A 20,095-nucleotide genomic window follows, 5' to 3' on the forward strand; every position below is an offset into this window, starting at 1 on the left:
GGATCGGGCCCATACGCCCCGGCCCGCACGTGCAGCACCTCGACCACGGTGACACGCTGGTCGGCGGCTTGTCGGACAAGAGCCTGGACGCTGTGATGACCCCGTTCATGCCGCCGGGTTTCGATGCTGCGGACTCGCTGCTGCGCCCGCTGCTCCCGGATGTCCGAGCGGCCGAAACCGCGTACTACCTGCGGGTCGGGTACGTGCCCGGCATTCACGTTCTGGCCGCGCGGACGGCGCTGCTCGACGAATCGCCGGACACCGTCCTGGCCGTCGTACGCGCCATCGAGGACTCGAAGCGTCTCAGCATCCTGCGTCACAACAAACTCGCCGACGTCACCCCGTGGTTGGTCGACGAACTCCGCACCACCGAGCGGGTGTTCGGCCGCGATTGGATGCCCTACGGATTGGAGCAGAACAGAACCATGATCTCCGACTTTCTCACCGAGCAGTACGAGCAGGGCCTGCTGGACACGCCCGCTGACGTCGACGCACTGTTTCCGACCGATATCGACGCGGTGGTGGCGTCGTGAGCGAGACAGTCGAACTGCTGCAGGCGCTGATTCGCAGTGCCTGCGTCAACGACGGCACCGTGGAGTCGGGTCAGGAGACCCGCAACGTCGCGGTGCTGCAGCAGTTCTTCGGGGACATCGGCGTCGACTTCGAGGTGGTCGAACCTGCGCCAGGTCGTGCGAACCTGATCGGCAGGCTACGAGGAACCGATCCTCGAGCTCCGTCGGTGGCGCTGGTCGGCCACCTCGACGTGGTTCCGGCCGACCCGTCGGGGTGGACCCACGATCCCTTCGGCGGTGAGTTGATCGACGGGACCGTCTGGGGCAGAGGCGCAATCGACATGCTCGGACTCGTCGCCTCGATGGCGGTGGTGTTCAAATCGTTCGCGCAGAGCAAGATTCGGCTACGCGGCGATCTGGTCTTCGCGGCGACGGCCGACGAGGAAGCCGGCGGTACGTGGGGAGCCGGTTGGATCACCAAGAACCGGCCCGAACTCATCGCGGCGACGTACTCGCTCACCGAGAACGGCGGAATCGTGTTGAGTGAGCAGGATTCGCCCGGCGTCACGCTGACAGTAGGAGAGAAAGGCGGAGCGCCGCGTCGGTTGGAGATCCACGGGAGACCCGGCCACGGATCGACGCCATGGGGAGCGCGCAACGCGGCGGGTATTGCCGCGGAGGCCGTCACCAGATTACTGAACGAACCGGGCCAAGCTGTGGTTCTCGAGCACTGGCAGTCCTTCGTCGAGGCCTCCGACTTCTCTCCGCAACTGCGCGCACGACTGCTCGATCCGACGACTCTGAACGACGCGCTGGGCGAACTCGGGGATCTGAAGGGCTACGGCCACGCGATGACGCATATGACCGTCTCGCCGAACATCGTCGATGCTGGGGACAAGCGCAACGTCATACCAGGTCGCGCCACCGTCGGACTCGACATCCGCCTGTTGCCAGGCCAGGACGAGAACGACGTCGAACGTCACCTGAAAACTGTTCTGGACGAACTCTTGTCGTCCATCGACGTGATCGAGGAGTTCACCGGTGCCGCGAGCAGCTCGCCCCCTCGAACGGAGTTCTACTCCGTCATCGAGGACGCAATGAGGCAGTTCTACCCAGGCGCGCATCTTGTTCCGATGATCATGCCCGGTGGTACCGACGGACGCCACCTACGGGCCGCCGGCTCGATCGTCTACGGATTCGGTCTGTACTCCCGGGAGGTCGACATGGCGTCGTTCCGTAGCCGATTCCACGGTGACGACGAACGCGTCGACGTCGAATCGATCCGACTCACCACCGCAGCCCTCGAACAGTCGCTGAAGAAGTTTCTAGTGGTGGAATCAACTGAAGGAGAGAGGGAATGAGCACCCAGACACGACGACCGGAGATCGACGAGACAACCTTCCGGCACCTCACGACGGTGGGAACATCCACCCTCGGGCATCACCGTGACCACGGGTTCGTCACCGAGCTCCATCCCATCTCGCGTCCGATCAGGCTCACGGGTGTCGCGCTGACGGTCCAGATCGGCGAATACGACGCCTCGGCCCTGAAGGAGGCGCTCGATCAGCTCACCCCGGGTACCGTTCTCGTCGTCTCGCAACCGGGTTCGGGAAGTCGTGCTTCGATCGGCGGCATCGTCGCGCACCGCATCGCCGTGTCGGGAGCGAACGGCATCGTCATCAACGGCGCGATCACCGACTTCGACGAGATCGCAGCGTCGGGACTGCCGGTCTACTACCGGTCGGTCAGTCCGCGCACCACGCGCCGAATCGGCGGCGAAGGATCGGTCGGACAGCCCGTAGACGCGGGCGGCGCAGTGATCGCCACCGGCGACATCGTCTTCGGTGACAGTGACGGTATCGCCGTCCTGACCCAGGACGAGGCACCTGCCGTCGTCGCCGATCTCGCCGAGCGCGAAGCACGTGAGCCCGCTGTCAAAGCACGTATCACCGAGGAGTTCACGGCGGTGGTCCGATGACGCAGATCGAGGTGACCTTGCTCGACACACGGCCGGTCGAAGCCCTGGCGAAAATCGACGGATTGCCTGCCGAGTTCGTGGCCGAGGCCGAGATCTACGGCGGTGTTCAGGAAGCGCACACCGTCACCGCGATCGCCGACGGCGCACTTCAGGGTTTGTTGCTCGTCGTCAACCGTCCGCACGCAGCGTACGTGAAGGTGGTGGGCGCCTGGCTGGGTGAGCCGGTGCTCGCCGAACTGGTGGCAGCCTTGGAGGAGTACGCATTCGCGCGTACTGCGGTGGCTGTCAAATGGCAACTACCACAGGAAAGTCCGCTGGTCGCGCAGGTGAAGGCACTCGGCTACGAGTCCTTGCGGGAGCCGATCAACCCGGTACGGCCCGTGGTCGACGAACTCGCCGATGACATAACAGATTACGGTGCCGTTCCGGTCGGATTGGTGAAGTGGCGTGTCGCCTTGGCCGATCCCGTCGAGCCGCCGTACTACCGTCAGACCACAGGATTCACCTGTGGGCCTGTCTCGTTGATGGTGACGTTCGACTTGCTCGGTGCGGGGGAGGGCCTCGATCGCACCCGTGAGCTGGGCCTGTGGCGCGAAGGGACCGCGAGCGGCGGCACCATGCCCTACGGGCTTGCGGTTGCTGCGGCGAGGCGAGGGTACGTCCCGACGCTGTACCTGACCGACGAAGACCCCGAGCGGACCGACACCTCTCGCTCGAAGGAGGACCGCGAGCTGCGACGTTTCGTCTCCGGTCAGTTCGCCGACGAAGCAGCCGAGCTCGGAGTCGAGACCGTCGTGCAGGACATCTCTGCGGACTTCATCCGTGAGCTGGCCGAGTCGGGCAAGATTCTGATACCGCTGATCGACTCTTACTACCAGCGCGGCAGGCATGGACCGCACTGGATCGTCGTCCACGGCTTCCACGATGGGGCTTTCCTGGTGCAGGATTCCTCGACCGCCGTCGAGGTCGGCGAAACCTGGGTGGACCTGCACAACCACCCGGTTCCGGTCGAGACACTCGACGAGCTCGCGTGGTGGGGATCGCCTCGTTACCGCGCCATCCTCGCCTTCGATCGGTAACCCCGTCGATCGGGTGGAGATGCACAGCCCATGCATCTCCACCCTGTCGAGCGATCAGAAGAAACCGACCGACGGTAGTGCGGCGTCGTTGACCACGAAGTCCCCGACGGTCCGTGCCTTGTACACGGTTGGGTTGTGCGAGAACAAGGTACGGAGATTGCGCCAGTGCCGATCCAGGTGCGCGCTCTGCCGGGTCGCGGACGCGCCGCCGACGCCGAACAGCTCGGTTGCGGCGTTCAATGCCAGACCCTCGACGGAAATCTTGGCTTTCGCTGCGGCGAGGGCTGCGTCGTGCTCGAGCTTCTCGTCCGGTTCTCCGGACGCCAGGAACGCCGCCGACGCGATGTCCTGTGCATCCGACGCCGTCAACACGATCGCCTCCGCGGCATACGCTGCGGCCGAAAGCGATCCGATGATCTGCAACAGTTGCGGGTCGTGGCGCGGCTCCTCCGCTGCCGCGAAGGTGTAGGAGCGAGCGCGTCCACGCACCAGTTCCGACGCGTCGGACACCACGGAGCGCAGAATTCCCGCACCGACGGCATGCAGCAGCAACTGAGGGAACGCCTGCCGCGGACGCACCGAGTGCTCGGACCACTGGAACGGCAACAACTCCGACTTCTCGACTCTCACGTTGACGAACCGCGTCGTGCCGCTACCGGTGTGGCGCTGACCGATTCCGTCCCAGTCGTTCACGTGCTCGATGCCCTCGCGGTGGGCAGGGACCACAGCCGAAACCTGTTTTCCTTCCGAATCGTTCGCGGACACACGCAGGTAGTCGGAGAAGAGGCTTCCGGTGCTGTAGAACTTGGTGCCGTCCAGGCGATAACCGTCTCCGTCCGGCGTCAGCGTGGTGTCGTAGGTGTAGACACCGACTGCGCGAGAGGTCAGTTCACTGTTCGCGCCGCCGATGAGCAGTCCGTCACGCATCTTGTCGAGCCAGAACTCCCCGGACACACGATCGGGTGTGCGTCGACGTTCCTCGACGAAACCGAGATGAATCCGGATGATGTGCGGAACATCGGGGTCGGCCTCCGCCAGACGAATCAACAGTGTGAACAGTTCTCGGAGCGTGTATCCGGCTCCACCCTCCTCCACCGGAAGGCGCACCGCACCCAATCGGTGCTCACGGATCAGGTCGATGGCCACGAACGGCGGTCCGTCCTCGCCGTCGCGTCGACGTTTCGCGTCGGCTGCGATTTCCTCGATGATGGAACGCAACTCGTCGGAATCGAGAGCGGGTGGAGCGCTACGTGTGATTACCGTCGTCATGACCGCTATGGTGGCGCACCACAGCCGGATCGACCACGTATTGGATCAGTGTGAACGAAAGCCGTGAACGGTCAGATGGGCCGATAATTCAACGCCCGGAACCACAGTGCGTACAGCGGCCGACGACGAGCTCCGAGCACCGTACGAGGCTTCGAGCGAGCAGTCGCCGACTTACCGATCACCGACGGACTCGGGGCCCACGACCATCCGCGCCCCGTCGGTGCCAACTGCTCGGCAAGGTTCTCGATCACGGTCTCCGCAGACGAGTAATCCGGCAACGGACCGGTGAACGCGCCGAACGCCGCCGACATCGAATTGCACAACTGAATGGAGATGTTCGACGGTGGAGGAAGGATGAAATGCAGATGCGCACGCGCATGGGTGCGGCACAGTGCCTCGAGCACCTCCCCGGACCACCCGTCGGACTCCCCGCCGGCGGACAACAGGACGGCCGTGATCGACTGCGCGCTCTCCACATCAGGGAGAGTCGACATGCCGTGGTCCGAGTTCATGGCGTCAATAGTGGACTATCGAGACGATTCGGGTGAGCTATTCGCTCGACGCGATTCTTACGCGCAGACCGGCGGCATCGGCCACCTGATCTGCCATGATCCTGGCCGAATCGGCCGTCGGATGGATTCCGTCGAACGTCGCGCCCGGTCGTGTCAGCGTCGACGCGAAATCGACGAGGGGGATTCCGCGCTGAGCCGCAAGGATTCTGATCGCCGTGTCGAGACGATCGTCCGTCGCAGATCTCGACCGCGGCACCGTCGTCAGTACAACCGTCTCGATATCGCGCGCCTTGTCCAGGATGAAACGAAGATTGTCCATGGTCTGCTCGAGCGGCACCCCGCGGGCCTGATCGTTCGTGCCACCGCCCACGACCAGTACCTGGGGTTCCGCGTCCAGGACTTCGTCGATACGGGCCCGGATCTGAGCCGTCGTCTGCCCTCGTCGACCTGCATTGATTGCATCGGCGCCGCGTGCGTCCGCCCCGCACACCAGATGGGAATACCACGAGGTGTCACCGTGGATTCCCCACCCGACGGCCGAGTTTCCCTCCGCGATGGAATCGCCGAGAGCGGCGATACGAACTCCACTGTCGGAGGTACTCCAGCCGAAGCACTCGGCATTCCATACGTACAGCGCAGGCTTCCTGAGTGGGCCGAGGAGCAACCCCGCGACGATCACCAGCAGAACTCCGCCGGCGAGGAGAATGCGATACCGCCGCGTCTTCAGCACGCCCGAATTGTGCCGTACGCACTCAGCGAGGTGACGTCGGAGTCCCGCCCGAGCTGCCCGTCGACGGCAGCTGATCCGGAACGATCTGCAGTCCCGGAGGCGGACAGTACGTGTGATCACACAGGTCGAAGCCCCGGTCGCTCAAATTGGGGACCGCTTCGGGATTGACGAAGATCAGACCGTCGGGAGAGGTGCAGGACACCGGCCCACACGTCGTCCCCAGCGGGAATCCTCGCGAGTCGATCGGGTTCGGAGGCGGCGTCACGGGCGCGGGCGGATCGAAAGAGGCGACCGGCGGCGGATCGTAGGTGACGTCCTGCGGTTGCGTCGCCGGGTCGTACGACGGTGGCTCGTACGACGGTGGCTCGTACGACGGTGGCTCGTACGGCGGCGGCTCGGACGCCGAGGCAATGACACTCGGTGGCACCAACAGGGGCGTCGTCGCCTCGGCGGCAGGTGCAGGCGGCGGTACCGAACTGGTGGACGTGCTGTCCGCGGCAGTGGTCGTGGTGGGTGCCGCGGAACTCACCGGCGTCGGAGCCTCGGCGTCGGCGGTACATCCGGCGAGCAGCAGGGCCGCAGCCCCCACCGAGACAGCCGCGCTCACCAGGGCAGCAGCGTGCCTGGGTGCTCGGCTGCGGTTCGGCATGTCCCTCCTGGCTCGGAATGTGTCTGGTTCATCGGGAGTAGGCGACAATTCATTACCGAACTTCCCGGTCCGATAACGGTACCCGAGGCATCGCCCCAGCGTGGGGCCCCTGTCGACCGCGCGTGTCCGTAAACCGTCGGCCCGCCCGCGAGCCGCGCTCGATCCCGTCGAGTCGCTCATTTTCTTCGATGAACCCGACCGCTCGACGGTCCGGCGACCACGGGAGCGGGCAATTCTGCTCGAGCTGATTTTAAGTGCGACCGGCGTTCCGCGAAGCGTCCCCGAGGTCGGAATCCCTGCAGGTGAACGGGCCACGATCCCGTTTTCGCGCGCACCGACCCTACACCCGCCGGAGGGGTAAAACCCCGCGAAGGCGGGGAAATGCCGGTAACGTCCCCGAACTGAAACCGGCAGCACTGTGTTCGGTGAAATACGCGGCTGCAAAAGGGAGATACGCGTGGATTTGTGGAACTATCTTCAGGGGCGGGGGCAGTTCCTCTCCTTTCTGACGTATCAGCATGCGTCACTGGCATTTCAAACTGTTCTCGTCGGCAGTCTCGTCGCGATAGTCGTCGCGGTCGCGGTACACCGACTCCCGTTGTTCTCGGCTCTGACATTGACGAGCAGTCGAGTGGCACTGACCATCCCGTCGCTCGCGTTGCTGGCACTGCTCATCGTCCCGTTCGGGCTCGGCGTGGTGCCGTCGTTCATCATGCTCGCGTTCTTCGCCGCGATGCCCGTTATCGGAAACGCGATCGTCGGACTGCGATCGGTACCCGACGCGACCATCGAATCCGCCCGCGGAATCGGACTGTCCCGCTGGCGAATTCTCGTCTCCGTATCGCTGCCGATCGCGTGGCCCGTGATTCTCACCGGCATCCGCGTGTCCACCCAGATGGTCGTCGGCGTCGCCGCGATCGTCGCCTACGTCCTCGGACCCGGCCTCGGATCGCTCATCTTCAACGGACTGTCCAGGCTGGGCGGAACCAACTCCGTCGAAATGGCAGTCACCGGAACCGTTCTCATCGTCGTCATCGCATTGGTGTTCGACGCCCTGCTCGTCCTTCTCGGGCGCCTCACCATCTCGAAGGGATTGTCATGACCGACACCGACCGCACCGTCTCGGGTGCTTCGATTCGGCTCGACGGCGTCGTCAAGCAGTATCGTGGCCAGACCAAGCCCGCCGTCCAGAAGATCGACCTCGAGATCGAAGCCGGACACATCGTCGCCTTCGTCGGGCCGTCCGGCTGCGGCAAGACGACGACCCTCAAGATGATCAACCGGCTGATCGAGCCCACCGAGGGCAGGCTCTTCATCGGCGACCGCGACGTCACCGGCGAAGATCCCGACAAGCTGCGTCAGTCCATCGGATACGTCATCCAGGCAGGCGGACTCTTCCCCCACTGGTCGGTGCAGAAGAACATCGGTGCCATCCCCCGAGTGCTGGGCTGGGACAAGAAACGCATCGCCGAGCGCACCGAATACCTCCTCGACCTCGTCGGCCTCGACGCGGACACCTTCCGAGACCGACTCCCCAAGGACATGTCCGGCGGACAGCAACAGCGCGTCGGCGTCGCACGTGCACTCGCGGCGGACCCACCGGTTCTGCTGATGGACGAGCCCTTCAGTGCCGTCGACCCCATCACCCGAGTCCGCCTGCAGGACAGCCTCATCGCGATCCAGCACGAAGTCGCCAAGACCATCGTGATCGTCACCCACGACTTCGAGGAAGCCACCAAACTCGGTGACAAGGTGCTCATCCTCTCCGAAGGCGGAAAGATCGAGCAGTACGCCACCCCCGAGGAAATTCTCGCCAAGCCCGCCAACGCCTTCGTCGAAGAGTTCATCGGCTCCGGCGCGACGCTTGCCCACCTGACGCTCTCGAGGGTCAAGGACGTCGAACACGAGCCCGTCGTCACCGCACGCGTCGGCGACTCCTCGCAGGAAGTCATCGGCCGCGCACGCGCCGCAGGCGTGACCTGGATCGTCGTCGTCGACGAGCACGGCAAACCACGGTCCTGGCCATCGCTCGACGAAGTCGCCACCAAGGACACGGTCTCCGACTACATCGACCCGCGCCTACCCGTCGTCGCACCGTCGTCGACGCTCAACGACGCACTCGACGTCATGCTCGCCGCCAGCCAGGGCGGAGTCGTCGTCACCGACGGCCGCGGCGTCGTCACAGGGTCGCTGACCATCAAGACCGTCATGTCGGTCGTCCGTGGACAACTCGACGAAGCCCGCGAGGGCGACGGGCACGTCTCCTACACCCAGCACGCGGAGGGGTCGGCCACATGAATCGACTGCGCCGCACACCGATAGACGTGTGGTTCGAGCCGCTGCTCATCATCGTTCTGGGCGTCGGCTACTTCCTCTGGTACCGATCGACGACGCTCACTCCGACCGAAGAAGCATCGCTCGGCTGGTCGACCCTGAAGACCACGATCCTCGACCACATCCAATTGACCTTGACGGCAACCGTGTTCGTCGTCGTCATCGCGATCCCGCTCGGCATCCTGCTGACCCGCGAGAAGGTCAAGCCGTTCAAACCGTTCGCGATCAACTTCGCCAACATCGGCCAGGCCGCACCCGCCGTCGGACTGATCGTGTTGCTGACGATGTGGCTCGGCACCGGCTTCCGGACGGCCGTCGTCGGCCTGGTCGTGTACGCCATCCTGCCGATCCTCCAGAACACCATCGTCGGCATCGACCAGGTGGACAAGCGAACCATCGAAGCCGCCCGAGGCATCGGGTACTCCGGTATCCGCACACTCGTCCAGGTGGAGCTGCCGTTGGCCGTTCCCGTCATTCTCAACGGAGTGCGGACCGCGCTGGTCATCCTGGTCGGCACCGCGACGCTGAGCACGTTCATCGGCGCCACCAGCCTCGGCACCCTCATCACGACCGGCGTGACGCTGTTCCTCCCGAAGCTGCTCATCTCCGGCGCCATCCTCGTCGCGCTGCTGGCGCTGACGATCGACTGGCTGGGACGCCTCGTCGAACTGTTCGCAACCCCACGAGGAGTGGCATGATTCGGCATTCTCTACGGGTCGGAGCCCTCGCGCTCATCGCGAGCGTCGCCGCCGGCTGCGGACTCGTCAGCTCGTCCGGCACCTTCCAGTCCACCAGCCTGACCGACGGCGAAAAACCCTTGGACGGCGCATCTCTCGTCGTCACCTCGAAGAGCTTCACCGAGGGCGTACTGCTCGGCAAGATCACCGCGACGTACCTCGCGGCAGCCGGCGCCAACGTCAGCGACCTCACCGGGGCACCAGGATCGGCGTCGTCACGCCAGGCCCAGCTGAACGGAGACGCGGACATCCTCTGGGAGTACACGGGCACCGGCTGGGTCAACTACCACGGTGAAACCGAGACGATCGCCGATCCCGACGAGCTGTGGCAGCGAGTACACGACCTCGAACTCAGCTCCAACAACCTGGAATGGTTGCCGCCGGCGAACTTCAACGACACCTACGCCTTCGCGGCCTCCTCGGCCACCGCGGAGCGGCTCGGTGTGAAAACCCTGTCCGACGTCGCCGCGCTGCCCCCGAACGACCGCACCTTCTGCGTCGACGACGAATTCTTCTCCCGCGCAGATGGATTCGGTCCGATGCTCGACACCTACGACATTCCCCTCGACGGACCGAACGGCGTAGAGGGCAAGAACGTCACCCGTATGGACGCGGGCGTCGTGTACACCTCCACCGCGCAGAGCTCGCCCTGCAACTTCGGCATGGTCTACACCACCGACGGTCGCATCAAGAACCTCGACCTGACCGTGCTCGAGGACGACCGAAAGTTCTTCCTGCCCTACAGCGGCACCGCCGTCGTCCGCGCACCCGTCCTCGAAGCGCACCCGGAAATCGCCGACCTCGTCGGGGTGATCTCCGAGCGCCTCACCGACGACCTGATGCAGGAACTCAACGGCAAGGTCGACATCGAAGGCGAAGATCCCGCCGACGTCGCCTACGAATGGCTGCGGAGCGAGGGCCTCGTCACGTGAGCCGGAGTTGGGCCAAGCGTTCGCTCACCGAAGGGACTTCGGAAAAGCGGGTCGCTGCTCGGCGTGCCGAGGAACGGTAGGAGGGATCGGTCAGGACATCGTGGATCGCGCGACGCAACCGCGGTGCATCCTCGACGGTCAGACCGGCGGCGGGCGAGCTGGGCGCGACGGTGATCCCCGCGCCCAGGCTCTCGACCATCGCTGCGTTGGTCGGCTGATCCGCGATCATCGGAACGGTCACCAACGGAACTCCCGCAGCCAGCGATGCCAGTGTCGTGCCCGAACCCCCGTGACATACGACGACACTTGCACGAGACAGTATGTCCTGCAGCTCGATCCAGTCGACGACCTCCATGCGATCGGTGCCGCGCACAGTCGATCCACCGCGGCCGGTACTGGCCAGGACGCTCACATCGAGGTCGGCCAGCGCGGTCACCGCAGCATCCCATGTGCCGCGAATGTTCTCGAGCTGCGTGTTGACCGTGCCCATCGTCAGCCACACCAACGGCGGGTTCTGTTCGGTACGCGCATCGAGATCGATCGTGAATCCGTAACGGCGTGTATCCGGATACCCCGTCGGATCGTCGCCCGGGAATCGCGTCAGATACGGCGCGGCCTCCAGTGTCGTCGTGACACCCGGTGCGTAGTCCTCGATGACTCGGCTCGCCATGCGCAAGCCGGAAATATCGGCAAGTCCAGGCGAAATGCCCACCGTGGCCACAGGTACTGCGCTCCGCACCGCGGCGATGGCACTCGCGTAATCGCAGGGTTCCCGCAGAATCAACTCAGGCTCGACATCAGCGACCGCAGCGACGGTCTTCTCCAGTGCCGCCGCAGTGTTGATGCGGCCGAACAACTCGACCTCGGCAGCACGTACCCGCACCTCCCGGTCGCTCGACGCCAACGCCCGCCGCACCCGGGCCACCTCGTCGGCAGGCGGTGCATCGACGACGCGTACATCGGCACCCGTCGACCGCGCAGTGGCCACCTGCCCCGGCGGCACGACGAGGGTGACGTCGTCACCGGCCTCGGCCGCAGCGTCGACGAAGGGAAGCAGCGGACCGAGATGGCCTTCACCGCCACTGGCAGCAACAAGAATTCGCATCGGTCGGACGCTACCGCCTCGGCAAGCACATCGGTTGTAGGTGTCGTGGTCTGTCGGTATTGTCCAGATCACCCGCATACCAGGAGGCCAGATGACGCTCGACAGTGTGGTTGCAATTCTTCCGGTGGAGAACTTCGCCGAAGCGCGTGCCTGGTACACCACCCTCTTCGGCCGCGAGCCAGACGTCGAACCCATGGAAGACACCGCCGAATGGCAGATCGCCGAGAACGCCTGGGTTCAGGTCTGCATCGACACCGCCTCGGCGGGCAAGACCTCGGTCGTCATCGGTGTGGGCGACATCGACGCCCACGCGACGGCACTGACGGCCGCGGGCATCACCGTCGGCGAAATTCAGGAATACCCCGGCGTCGTCAAAACCGTCGCAGCCCCGGACCCAGCAGGCAACACCGTCACTTTCGTACAGGAACTGACGCAGGGCTAGGCGGTCGGGACTCGCAATGGCCTATCGTTGCCTCTCGTAACGAACCTGTCGGTACGAACGACAATGCCGTCGTACTGACATCGAGTAGGCGGCGAGCATCATGAGCGAAAGATCGGCCAGAGCACGGTGGACCGACGGTCTCGTCGTCGTCAGTATCGTCGCGGTCGGAATCGTCGTGGCCGGAGCCCTGCAGGCCCCTGCCGAGCCCGAATTGACAACGGCAGCAACATCTCCCACCGTCGAACCCGAGCCGACCGCACCCGAAGAATACGTGCGGGTGAGTGAGCCGGTCGATACCTCCGCGCCCATCCCCGGATGCGACACCGTCGTCGAAGCGGACGAGGAGAGATTCAGCATGAGCGTCGTCGGGGAGCGGTCCTACGACAACCCCAGGTTCCCATGGTTCAACGGACCCAAAGCAACCGCCATGTCCGATGCAGTCGCCTCGGCGCTTCCCGACGACGTCGAACTCGCCTTCGCCGCGCCGCAACAATCGCTGCTGTTCGGCCCGATCTTCGACTTCGGCGACGGCGACGAACCCCCCTACAGCGGATCGACCGACGCCTGGGGCGTCGTCGACCGCGGCGACGCGTCGGGCTCGGTCCAGGTCAGTGTGCAACAAGGGCCACACACGGTGCCGGACTGCGTCGCAGGTTCGCTCGACGAACGCAAGACCTTGCCCGACGGCACGGTCGTCGATCTGCTCGACACCTGGGCCGAGATCAACGGCGTCCGCACCATCAGTCGCAGCGTGCAGGCGTACACAACCGACGGAACCTGGATTCACGTGAGCGCCGACGACAGAACCAATACACCGGAGCCGGCGAACAGCGGAGAAATCCCGTTGACGCTCCCCGAATTGGAACTGATCGCAACAGAACCCGCACTACGAGTGAGCACGCCGGTTCCGCCCGGCACACCCCCGCCGAGCGAAGGATGCAGCGGCTACACCGAGAACGGGGGACCCGATCTCACGCGCGAAGACCAGCAACGACTGAACTCCGCACTCGCATCGGTCGACCTGGGAGCGGTGGCCCTCGATCGAAAGCTCGACACGCTCCAACCGTCGGACATGGGTTTGGACACGCTGTGCATGGCGTCGAACGTCGTCGGCGCCGACGAGACACTGCAGCTGAGCATCGCCGGGGGCCAGGCCGTACCCGTCGAGGACGAGATCCGGCCGGACCCGTACTCGGGCACACAGGACACGTTCCGTTCCCTCGCCGACGGGACCGTCGTGCAGACGTCGGCCGGTTACTACGGTGTCACGGGCGAAGGCGACGGTGACTACCAGCAGCGCTCCTCCAACACTGTCACCGTGACGCGGCCGGGCGGAACCCGCGTGCAGATCTCGGCCAGTTCTGCAGGATCTCAATCGCTTTCGATCGAACTCCTGGAATCGATCGCCCTGACGCCGGGCCTGGAGGTCTCCTGATGGCCGACCGAGGTTGGTGACACTCTTGTCTCCGCAGCCTGGGTGAACAGGAACAGTCATACATGGAGCACCCCGTCGACGGCGAGGGAGGGATCCGGGTAGGCCTGGGTGTCTGCCTGTTCCATCAATTCGACGGGGGCATAACGGGTCACGTCGTCGAGTCGCTTGCCTTCCTCGTCGTAGAGATTCAGAGTGGACACAAGGGTGATGCCCTCGTAGTTGTCATGAGTGAAGCTGACCTGCAGCTTGCCGTCAGGCCACTCGCCGACGAAGCGGACGTCGACATCTCGCATGCGCGAGGAGAACTGCCTGCCGTGAAGCCGACGAATGCAGTATGCGACGTAGGACTCATGATCCGGTGGACACGGTGCGACAGGACGGCAGTGCTCGGAAATGTCGAGTTCTTCAGTGCTGGTTATCGTTCGGGTCTCGGAATGCGTAGAGAAGTGTAGGAGGCTCCGCTGAGAGGTGATCAGATACAGGTCCTCCCCGATGGCCGCGCCTTCGACCCCTCGCGTGCCGGCGAAAGTCCGGCGATGCACCACTCGGTCGCCGCGAACAGCTTGAACAATCATCGTCTTCCACGACGTGTCCTGACCCCAATGCCATCTGATTCCGTTACCGACGGCTCGCTTGCGTCGATGGGACTCGTTGTAGGTGACGTCGGTGTACTCACCGGTGTGCCAGTCTCCGTCGAGGGGGCGACGCGGGTAGTCGGTCGGATCGATGCTCGTGGCCACAGTGTCGAGAGGAAGCTCGACCCAGGATTGCGTCCAGGCCACCGCGTATCCGTCGGGCCCGGAGTGGGTGCGTGACCACGGTTCGTGCTCGACGCCTAGATGAAGTGACTTCTCATCGAAGTCGGCCGTGATCAGATGGCCGCGGAGGGTGACAACCGCCGTGCCGCCGTCCGGTTTCGCCAGCAGCAGCTGCGGGCCTGCGTACGAACGCCGCAGCGGCGGAGTATCCGGATTCCGCGCGACGTCCCGCCGGGTCCGCCCCGGTCGATAACACCATGCTCCGATGCTGCCCGAAGTGAGAAGTGCTGCTCCTCCGATGTATTCGGCATGACGGAGACCGTCGGGAGTGACGCGGGCCAAGGCGTCGGCGCCTCGGTAGTGGAGCCAAAGACCGCCTTCGTCGCTCGAGATGTCAAGGGTTCTGGAAGTCGCGGGAAGTTCCGGCCACGAGACAAAGCGCTCGAGAGTGCCGGTCGCGGGATCCAAGAGGGCTGCTACGGGCTGGGTTTCATCGATGACCCATACGTACCCGGCAGCGACATGAATGTGGCGGGGCCGCAACAACCTACGGCGAGTTTGCCCGTCCAGCGAATGCGGGGCGCTCATGCGCCTTTCTGCTGTGTCATGACGGCAAGGGTACTCGTACGTGAGTGGAAATGTAGGCCCTGGCCTACATTTTCCACTCACGTAGGGGTTAGCCGCCGGGCTGAGCGGGGACTTCCTCGAGCTGAGGCTGCTGCGGTTGTTGCTGCTGCTCTTGCATCTGCTTCGCGAACTCGCAGTTGGACTGCGCGTAGGTATCGATACGAGCGCTCGCATCGCGGGCCGCGGTGAAGCTGTCCACGTCGATGGTCGCTTCGGTCTTCTGCTGGTACTCCTCGAACGTCGATGCCTCGGTGACCAGATTCGTCACCTGGGCGCTCGCGTCCCGGACCGTCGTCAGATCGGCCGCGATGTCCGGATCGGCAGCGGCGATGGCCGGGTCGTAGTGCTCCGACAGTCCGTCGCCGTACTCCTGGAGTACCGCCTGCATACCCGGCCAGTCGGCCGGATCGATCTGCGCCGAAGTCTGTGAGTTCATCTCGAACGTCGAGATGTCCTCGAGGTGCGTGCAGAGGTCGCCGCCCGACGCCTCGGCGCCGTTGTCGGTCCCTTCGTCGGAGCTGCAACCGGCGAGGCCCAAGCTCAGGGTGGCTGCGAGGACTGCGATCGAGCGACACGAGGCCTTCATGCGGGTACTTCTCCAAACTTCTCGGCGGATTCTGCGTCCTCCACAGTCACAGTTCCGCGCTGCGATGTCGAATCTCGCAATACGGGCCGTTGTGACGAACGACAACAGGCTGGGTCACAGCGGACGCCTGCCTGCAGTCGAGGCGAAACCCAGCCAGGTGTGCCTGTTGCCCGCCCAGCACCACCCGACCTTGGGGGCGTTGCGGTTGTCCACCCCGTCGCGGCCGGTGCCGTTGCTGATCCACACCGCGGGCGTACGGGTGTCCAGAGCGCCGTCGGGCTTACGCAGCCGCGAGCCGATCGTCATGAAGCAGTGCCCCCGTTCCAGTACCTCGGGTACCTGCAGTAGCCAGTGAATACCCTCGAGAAGGGTAAGAGGGCTGCGGCCGGCCGCCGTGATCGACGGCAGCGCCTCGTCCGGGCTCCAGTTCTTCATCTCGTCCCCACGCTCGGGGCTGTCGACGACATAGGCCGGTCCCGGCGGCATGGACAGCGACTCGATCGGTTCGAAACGGTCGACGTCGACCATGTCGGTCACCACGAACCCGGCCCGGCCGCTGCGCCGCAGCAGGGGAGCGAGTTGCGACGGCTGCGCACGGCTCAGGACCAGGAGGGCGTCGTCGGTGTTGTCCGCGACGGCGTTGGCAACATCGTTCTCGGTCAAACCTGCGAAGGTGTGGACACCGAGTTCGATCAGCGTGGCTGCCTGCTGCTCCAGCGGCGGGAGAGTGAAGATCATGGCGCGCCCTTTCCTCGCCGTACAGTGTACGTCAACGCTGGATTGAGTCGATCTTGCTTCGAACATATGATCGAACGATGCGAGTGAACGGTTCCAGCGGCGGAGTGGATCCGCATCGTCGGCCGTTCAAGGTTCTGACGCCTGCAGTCAAGGTCCTGATCGACCTGTCCGTCCTGTACCCGCAACCTCCGCACCACAGTGGAACCTTCACCGCCGACGGCTTCGACGTCCGACGAGTCGTGCCGGGGGACCTGACCGAGTGGTCGATGACCGTCGACGGTGACTGGATCGGCCGCGTCACCTACCAACTCATGTCCAAGGATCGATGCGAGACGGTGACGCACTGGGTGCCCAGCCGAGTGCTCAAACCGTTGACGAGGGGAACTAACCGAGGAGAGTGACGATCAGTGCCGGTGGATCGGATTCGGTGGTGACGGTGAAATCCGGACGCTCGGACCCCGTCCCGACGAAGGCCTGGGTGACCCCGGGCGTCGCGCTCGACGTCAGCAGCGACCGAATGCCGCCGTCGGCCGCTACCTCGACGTCGTTCCGCGGATCCGCCGACGGCGACGAGATCAGTTCGACCTGCAGAATCGACGTCCCCGGCACATCGAGGTCGCCTCCCGCGTAGGTGGTGGCAGAGTCGACGTACCGGCCCACGTAATTGATCACGCCCTCGCCGGTGAACGTGAACACCGCCCGGGCATCGTCGACCTGCACGTCCGCGATCCCGAAATCTCCGTACTCGTCACCGGGAGCGGTGGGAGTCGAGTCCGACGGCACCCCGTGGAACGGCGGGGGAGTTTCCAGAACAGGGCTGCCGACGGTGAAGGAACCCGACACCAACCGCAGATCCACGGCAGTCGCTTCCGTGGTCGACTCGGTCTCGGACTGCACTTCGTTACTGCTGCACGAGGCAAGAAACAGGCTCGCCGCCGCCAGCAGCGCCACCCCAGCTCGCATGGAGATGACACTATACGGCCGAGCAGTGAGAGGATGCATCGGTGAAAACCGGTGAACAGATCGTCCAGGAACTTCCGTGGAAGTGGGGCGTGCAAGGCCGCATCTTCGTCATCGGTGGTCTCGGCTTCATGTTCGACGCTTGGGACGTGGCCCTCAACGGCTTCCTGACGCCACTCCTCGGGTCCTACTGGGACCTGTCGCAGGCCGAGCGAGGCCTGGTCGCCACCGGCAACCTCATCGGAATGGCCGTCGGCGCCGTCGTGTGGGGCACCATTGCGGACCGTCTCGGACGCAAGAAGGCCTTCGCGCTCACCCTGCTGATCTTCGCGTTGTTCTCGGTGCTCGGGGCGCTGTCGCCCAACTTCGAGACCTTCGTACTGCTGCGGTTCCTCGCGGGCTTCGGCCTCGGCGGCTGCATCCCCGTCGACTACGCACTCGTCAGTGAATTCTCGCCGCGGCGGATTCGCGGAAAAGTACTGTCCGCCATGGACGGTTGGTGGCCCATCGGAGCCACCATCTGCGGCGTCGTCGCCACCCTGCTGGTGCCGATCGACGGAGACGTGCGCTGGCGAATCATGCTGCTGTTCATGATTCTTCCTGCACTGCTTCTGTTCTGGGTCAGGCGCGGGATCCCCGAATCTCCGATCTACCTCGCCAAGGTGGGCCGTGAGGCAGAAGCGCGAGCGATCATCGACGACATGGTCACCCGTACAGGCGCTGCGTCGCAAGATTATTCGATCGTCGCCCAGGCCTCGCCGAAACGAGGCCTCGCCGCAGTCTGGCGCTACAGCCCACGGATCACCTCGGCGTCGTGGCTGCTGTTCGTGTCGATCATGCTGCTCTACTACGCCGCACTCAGCTGGATGCCGTCGATCCTGCGCCGAGAGGGCTACGACGATTTCGCGGCCTTCGCCGGAACGACGCTGATGACCGCCGTCGGCATCGTCGGCGTCGCCGTGTCCGCGTACCTCGTCGAGGTCGTCGGCAGGAAATGGGTCATCGGAATCTCCGGGCCACTGGCAGGCGCCGCGCTGGTGCTGTTCGCGGTGATGCTCGACGTCGGATCCGGCGTGCTGGTGTGTCTCGCAGTGTTCGGGTTCGTGATCCAGATCGCCATCCCGGTCCTGTACTGCTACGTCTCCGAGCTCTACCCGACGGAGCTCCGTGCGTCGGGATTCGGGTACGCCTCCTCGGTCAGCCGTATCGCGACCGGCTTCGCGCCCCTGCTGTTCGGGTCGGTGATGTGGCCGATCCTCGGACTGCCACTGACCTTCGCCATCGTCACCGCGTTCGTCGTGTTCGCGGTGCTGTGGATGGCCTACGCCGCGCCGGAAACCAAGGGGAAGGAGCTCGACACGTTGACAGTGACGCCCGGTCACAGTCAACTCTCAGGCTCACCGTGATCGCAACTGGTGACACCGAGCCCTCGATATTGAAAGTTTGATCGGTCGGACTGCACACGATCGAAAGGGCTTTTGCATGACATCCACAGTCGAGTCCGTCGGGGTCGTCGAGCCGGGCTCGCCCCGATACCGAGAACTGCTCGCCTCCATCGCCGAAGGCGCGAGCGCCCGCGACCTCGCCGACGAGAACCCACACCAGCAGATCGACGCCCTCCGACGCGCCGGATTCGGTGCCCTGCGGCTGCCCAAGGAGATCGGCGGGGCAGGACTGACCGTCCGCGAAACATTCGGCGTCATCATCGATCTCGCCGAAGCGGACCCCATCGTCGCGCACATCCTCCGCACGCACTACTGGTTCGTCGAAGAGCGACTGCGCGAAGCAACCGCCGTCGACTACGCCGGGTACGACAGTGACCGATGGATCCAACTGATCCTGCAGGGCAAGATCTTCGGCAACGCCAGCAGCGAACGAGGCGCGCAGGCCGTCGGAAACTTCAAGTACGGAACCCACCTCACCCCACACACGGATGGATACCTCCTCGACGGCGAGAAGTTCTACTCCACCGGCACACTGTTCTCCGATTACGTCAGCATCTGGGCCGACGTCGACGGTGTCGCCGTGGCCTCCGTCATCGTCCCCACCGACCGCGACGGCGTCACGATCGTCGACGACTGGGACGGTATCGGCCAGCGCCGCACCGGAACCGGAACGACACGATTCCAGAAGGTGCACGTCACCGACGACGACATCGTCTCGCGCATCCCACTCGACGCAGCACCGGACCCGTCGTACCAATTCGCCTTCCTGCAGCTCTACCTGCACGGCCTGGTCAGCGGAATTCTCCGTAACGTCGTCAGCGACGCCAAGACCCTGATCCAGAGCCGTACCCGCGGATTCGCACACGGACCCACCGAAGAACTCCACCGAGACCCACTCCTGCTGAACGCATTGGGAACCCTCGCCAGCACGGCATTCGCCGCCGAAGCCACCACCCTCGCCGCGGCCGACGCCATCGACACCGCCCACGCCTCACTGAACAACGGGGTGCCCGACGCGGCCCTCGCGGCGAACGCCTCCCTTCGCGCCTCCGAAGCCAAAGTCCACATCGACGAGATCGCCACCCGCGCAGCAACAGTGCTCTTCGAAGTCGGTGGCGCATCCGCCGCATCACGCGCCAAGAACCTCGACCGACACTGGCGAAACATTCGCACCATCACACTGCACAACCCAGCCGCCTACAAAGCGTCGGCGATCGGGAACTACGTACTCAACGGCGAACCGTTGCCGTTCAACGGTTACTTCTGA

At 64.6% G+C, this 20,095-nt stretch carries 22 protein-coding genes; 13 read left to right on the plus strand and 9 right to left on the minus strand.

The window, feature by feature from the left end; all coding sequences use genetic code 11:
* The 4 genes from CH289_RS28340 to CH289_RS17040 all read left to right on the plus strand — a co-directional run.
* Nucleotides 1-533: type 2 periplasmic-binding domain-containing protein (locus tag CH289_RS28340; RefSeq protein ID WP_218828463.1), on the plus strand; the 533-nt coding region annotated here is incomplete at its 5' end.
* Entirely contained in the window at nt 530-1,873 is a 1,344-nt protein-coding gene (locus CH289_RS17030) for a M20/M25/M40 family metallo-hydrolase (protein WP_094728208.1), read from the plus strand. The genes CH289_RS28340 and CH289_RS17030, both read left to right, overlap by 4 nt.
* Nucleotides 1,870-2,490 (plus strand): RraA family protein, encoded by a 621-nt coding sequence (locus CH289_RS17035; protein ID WP_020110707.1) that lies wholly within the window; start codon nt 1,870-1,872, stop codon nt 2,488-2,490. Before CH289_RS17030 ends, CH289_RS17035 begins: the two co-directional genes overlap by 4 nt.
* Nucleotides 2,487-3,569 carry a peptidase C39 family protein gene (locus CH289_RS17040; protein ID WP_094708815.1) on the plus strand — a complete coding sequence of 361 codons (1,083 nt, stop codon included), beginning with the start codon at nt 2,487-2,489 and terminating at the stop codon, nt 3,567-3,569. Before CH289_RS17035 ends, CH289_RS17040 begins: the two co-directional genes overlap by 4 nt.
* A 54-nt stretch (nt 3,570-3,623) precedes the next feature.
* Here the strand turns inward: CH289_RS17040 and CH289_RS17045 are convergent, their stop codons facing one another.
* From CH289_RS17045 to CH289_RS28345, 4 genes are all read right to left on the minus strand, one after another.
* A complete protein-coding gene (locus CH289_RS17045; RefSeq protein ID WP_094728209.1) occupies nt 3,624-4,838 on the minus strand; it encodes an acyl-CoA dehydrogenase family protein in 1,215 nt (404 codons plus the stop codon).
* Nucleotides 4,839-4,909: 71 nt separating this feature from the next.
* On the minus strand, nt 4,910-5,350 hold the full coding sequence (locus CH289_RS17050) for a hypothetical protein (protein ID WP_020110710.1): 441 nt from the start codon (nt 5,348-5,350) through the stop codon (nt 4,910-4,912).
* 37 nt (nt 5,351-5,387) lie between these two features.
* On the minus strand, nt 5,388-6,080 hold the full coding sequence (locus tag CH289_RS17055; RefSeq protein WP_094728210.1) for an SGNH/GDSL hydrolase family protein: 693 nt from the start codon (nt 6,078-6,080) through the stop codon (nt 5,388-5,390).
* A gap of 22 nt (nt 6,081-6,102) precedes the next feature.
* A complete protein-coding gene (locus CH289_RS28345) occupies nt 6,103-6,729 on the minus strand; it encodes a hypothetical protein (RefSeq protein ID WP_179276822.1) in 627 nt (208 codons plus the stop codon).
* 457 nt (nt 6,730-7,186) lie between these two features.
* Between CH289_RS28345 and CH289_RS17065 the strand changes: the two genes are divergently transcribed.
* From CH289_RS17065 to CH289_RS17080, 4 genes are read left to right on the plus strand one after another with little or no spacing between them, the layout of a single operon-like run.
* Complete coding sequence (locus CH289_RS17065; protein WP_019663896.1) at nt 7,187-7,831, plus strand: ABC transporter permease; 645 nt, start codon at nt 7,187-7,189, stop codon at nt 7,829-7,831.
* Nucleotides 7,828-9,027, plus strand: a complete 1,200-nt coding sequence (locus CH289_RS17070; RefSeq protein WP_019663895.1) for an ATP-binding cassette domain-containing protein — start codon at nt 7,828-7,830, stop codon at nt 9,025-9,027. The genes CH289_RS17065 and CH289_RS17070 overlap by 4 nt, the downstream gene beginning before the upstream one ends.
* Entirely contained in the window at nt 9,024-9,761 is a 738-nt protein-coding gene (locus CH289_RS17075; RefSeq protein WP_026347574.1) for an ABC transporter permease, read from the plus strand. The genes CH289_RS17070 and CH289_RS17075 overlap by 4 nt, the downstream gene beginning before the upstream one ends.
* Entirely contained in the window at nt 9,758-10,732 is a 975-nt protein-coding gene (locus tag CH289_RS17080; RefSeq protein WP_037139450.1) for a glycine betaine ABC transporter substrate-binding protein, read from the plus strand. The genes CH289_RS17075 and CH289_RS17080 overlap by 4 nt, the downstream gene beginning before the upstream one ends.
* On the opposite strand, the gene CH289_RS17085 is transcribed toward CH289_RS17080, so the two are convergent.
* Nucleotides 10,725-11,837, minus strand: a complete 1,113-nt coding sequence (locus tag CH289_RS17085; RefSeq protein WP_094728212.1) for a glycosyltransferase — start codon at nt 11,835-11,837, stop codon at nt 10,725-10,727. The two genes, CH289_RS17080 and CH289_RS17085, sit on opposite strands and share 8 nt — an antisense overlap.
* A gap of 91 nt (nt 11,838-11,928) precedes the next feature.
* On the opposite strand from CH289_RS17085, the gene CH289_RS17090 reads away from it, so the two are divergent.
* Entirely contained in the window at nt 11,929-12,279 is a 351-nt protein-coding gene (locus CH289_RS17090) for a VOC family protein (protein WP_033189109.1), read from the plus strand.
* 100 nt (nt 12,280-12,379) lie between these two features.
* On the plus strand, nt 12,380-13,714 hold the full coding sequence (locus tag CH289_RS17095; RefSeq protein ID WP_094728213.1) for a hypothetical protein: 1,335 nt from the start codon (nt 12,380-12,382) through the stop codon (nt 13,712-13,714).
* A 56-nt stretch (nt 13,715-13,770) separates the two neighbouring features.
* On the opposite strand, the gene CH289_RS17100 is transcribed toward CH289_RS17095, so the two are convergent.
* The 3 genes from CH289_RS17100 to CH289_RS17110 all read right to left on the minus strand — a co-directional run bounded on the left by CH289_RS17100 (nt 13,771) and on the right by CH289_RS17110 (nt 16,423).
* Nucleotides 13,771-15,060, minus strand: coding sequence for a hypothetical protein (locus tag CH289_RS17100; RefSeq protein ID WP_143545092.1), 1,290 nt, complete (start codon nt 15,058-15,060; stop codon nt 13,771-13,773).
* An 88-nt stretch (nt 15,061-15,148) separates the two neighbouring features.
* Nucleotides 15,149-15,685: a hypothetical protein gene (locus CH289_RS17105; protein ID WP_033189112.1), complete on the minus strand. Its 537-nt coding sequence runs from the start codon at nt 15,683-15,685 to the stop codon at nt 15,149-15,151.
* Nucleotides 15,686-15,799: 114 nt separating this feature from the next.
* Nucleotides 15,800-16,423 carry a DUF5701 family protein gene (locus CH289_RS17110; protein ID WP_033189113.1) on the minus strand — a complete coding sequence of 208 codons (624 nt, stop codon included), beginning with the start codon at nt 16,421-16,423 and terminating at the stop codon, nt 15,800-15,802.
* Between the two features lie 77 nt (nt 16,424-16,500).
* On the opposite strand from CH289_RS17110, the gene CH289_RS17115 reads away from it, so the two are divergent.
* Nucleotides 16,501-16,824 carry a hypothetical protein gene (locus CH289_RS17115; protein WP_019663884.1) on the plus strand — a complete coding sequence of 108 codons (324 nt, stop codon included), beginning with the start codon at nt 16,501-16,503 and terminating at the stop codon, nt 16,822-16,824.
* Here CH289_RS17115 and CH289_RS17120 read toward each other — a convergent pair.
* Entirely contained in the window at nt 16,808-17,386 is a 579-nt protein-coding gene (locus CH289_RS17120; protein WP_230620961.1) for an AMIN-like domain-containing (lipo)protein, read from the minus strand. The genes CH289_RS17115 and CH289_RS17120 overlap by 17 nt on opposite strands.
* Nucleotides 17,387-17,427: 41 nt before the next feature.
* Here CH289_RS17120 and CH289_RS17125 point away from each other — a divergent pair, with 41 nt between their 5' ends.
* Entirely contained in the window at nt 17,428-18,789 is a 1,362-nt protein-coding gene (locus tag CH289_RS17125; RefSeq protein WP_033189115.1) for an MFS transporter, read from the plus strand.
* Between the two features lie 76 nt (nt 18,790-18,865).
* On the plus strand, nt 18,866-20,095 hold the full coding sequence (locus CH289_RS17130; RefSeq protein WP_033189116.1) for an acyl-CoA dehydrogenase family protein: 1,230 nt from the start codon (nt 18,866-18,868) through the stop codon (nt 20,093-20,095).

Source organism: Rhodococcus sp. RS1C4 (genome assembly GCF_002258225.1).
GTDB lineage: Bacteria > Actinomycetota > Actinomycetes > Mycobacteriales > Mycobacteriaceae > Rhodococcoides > Rhodococcoides fascians_E.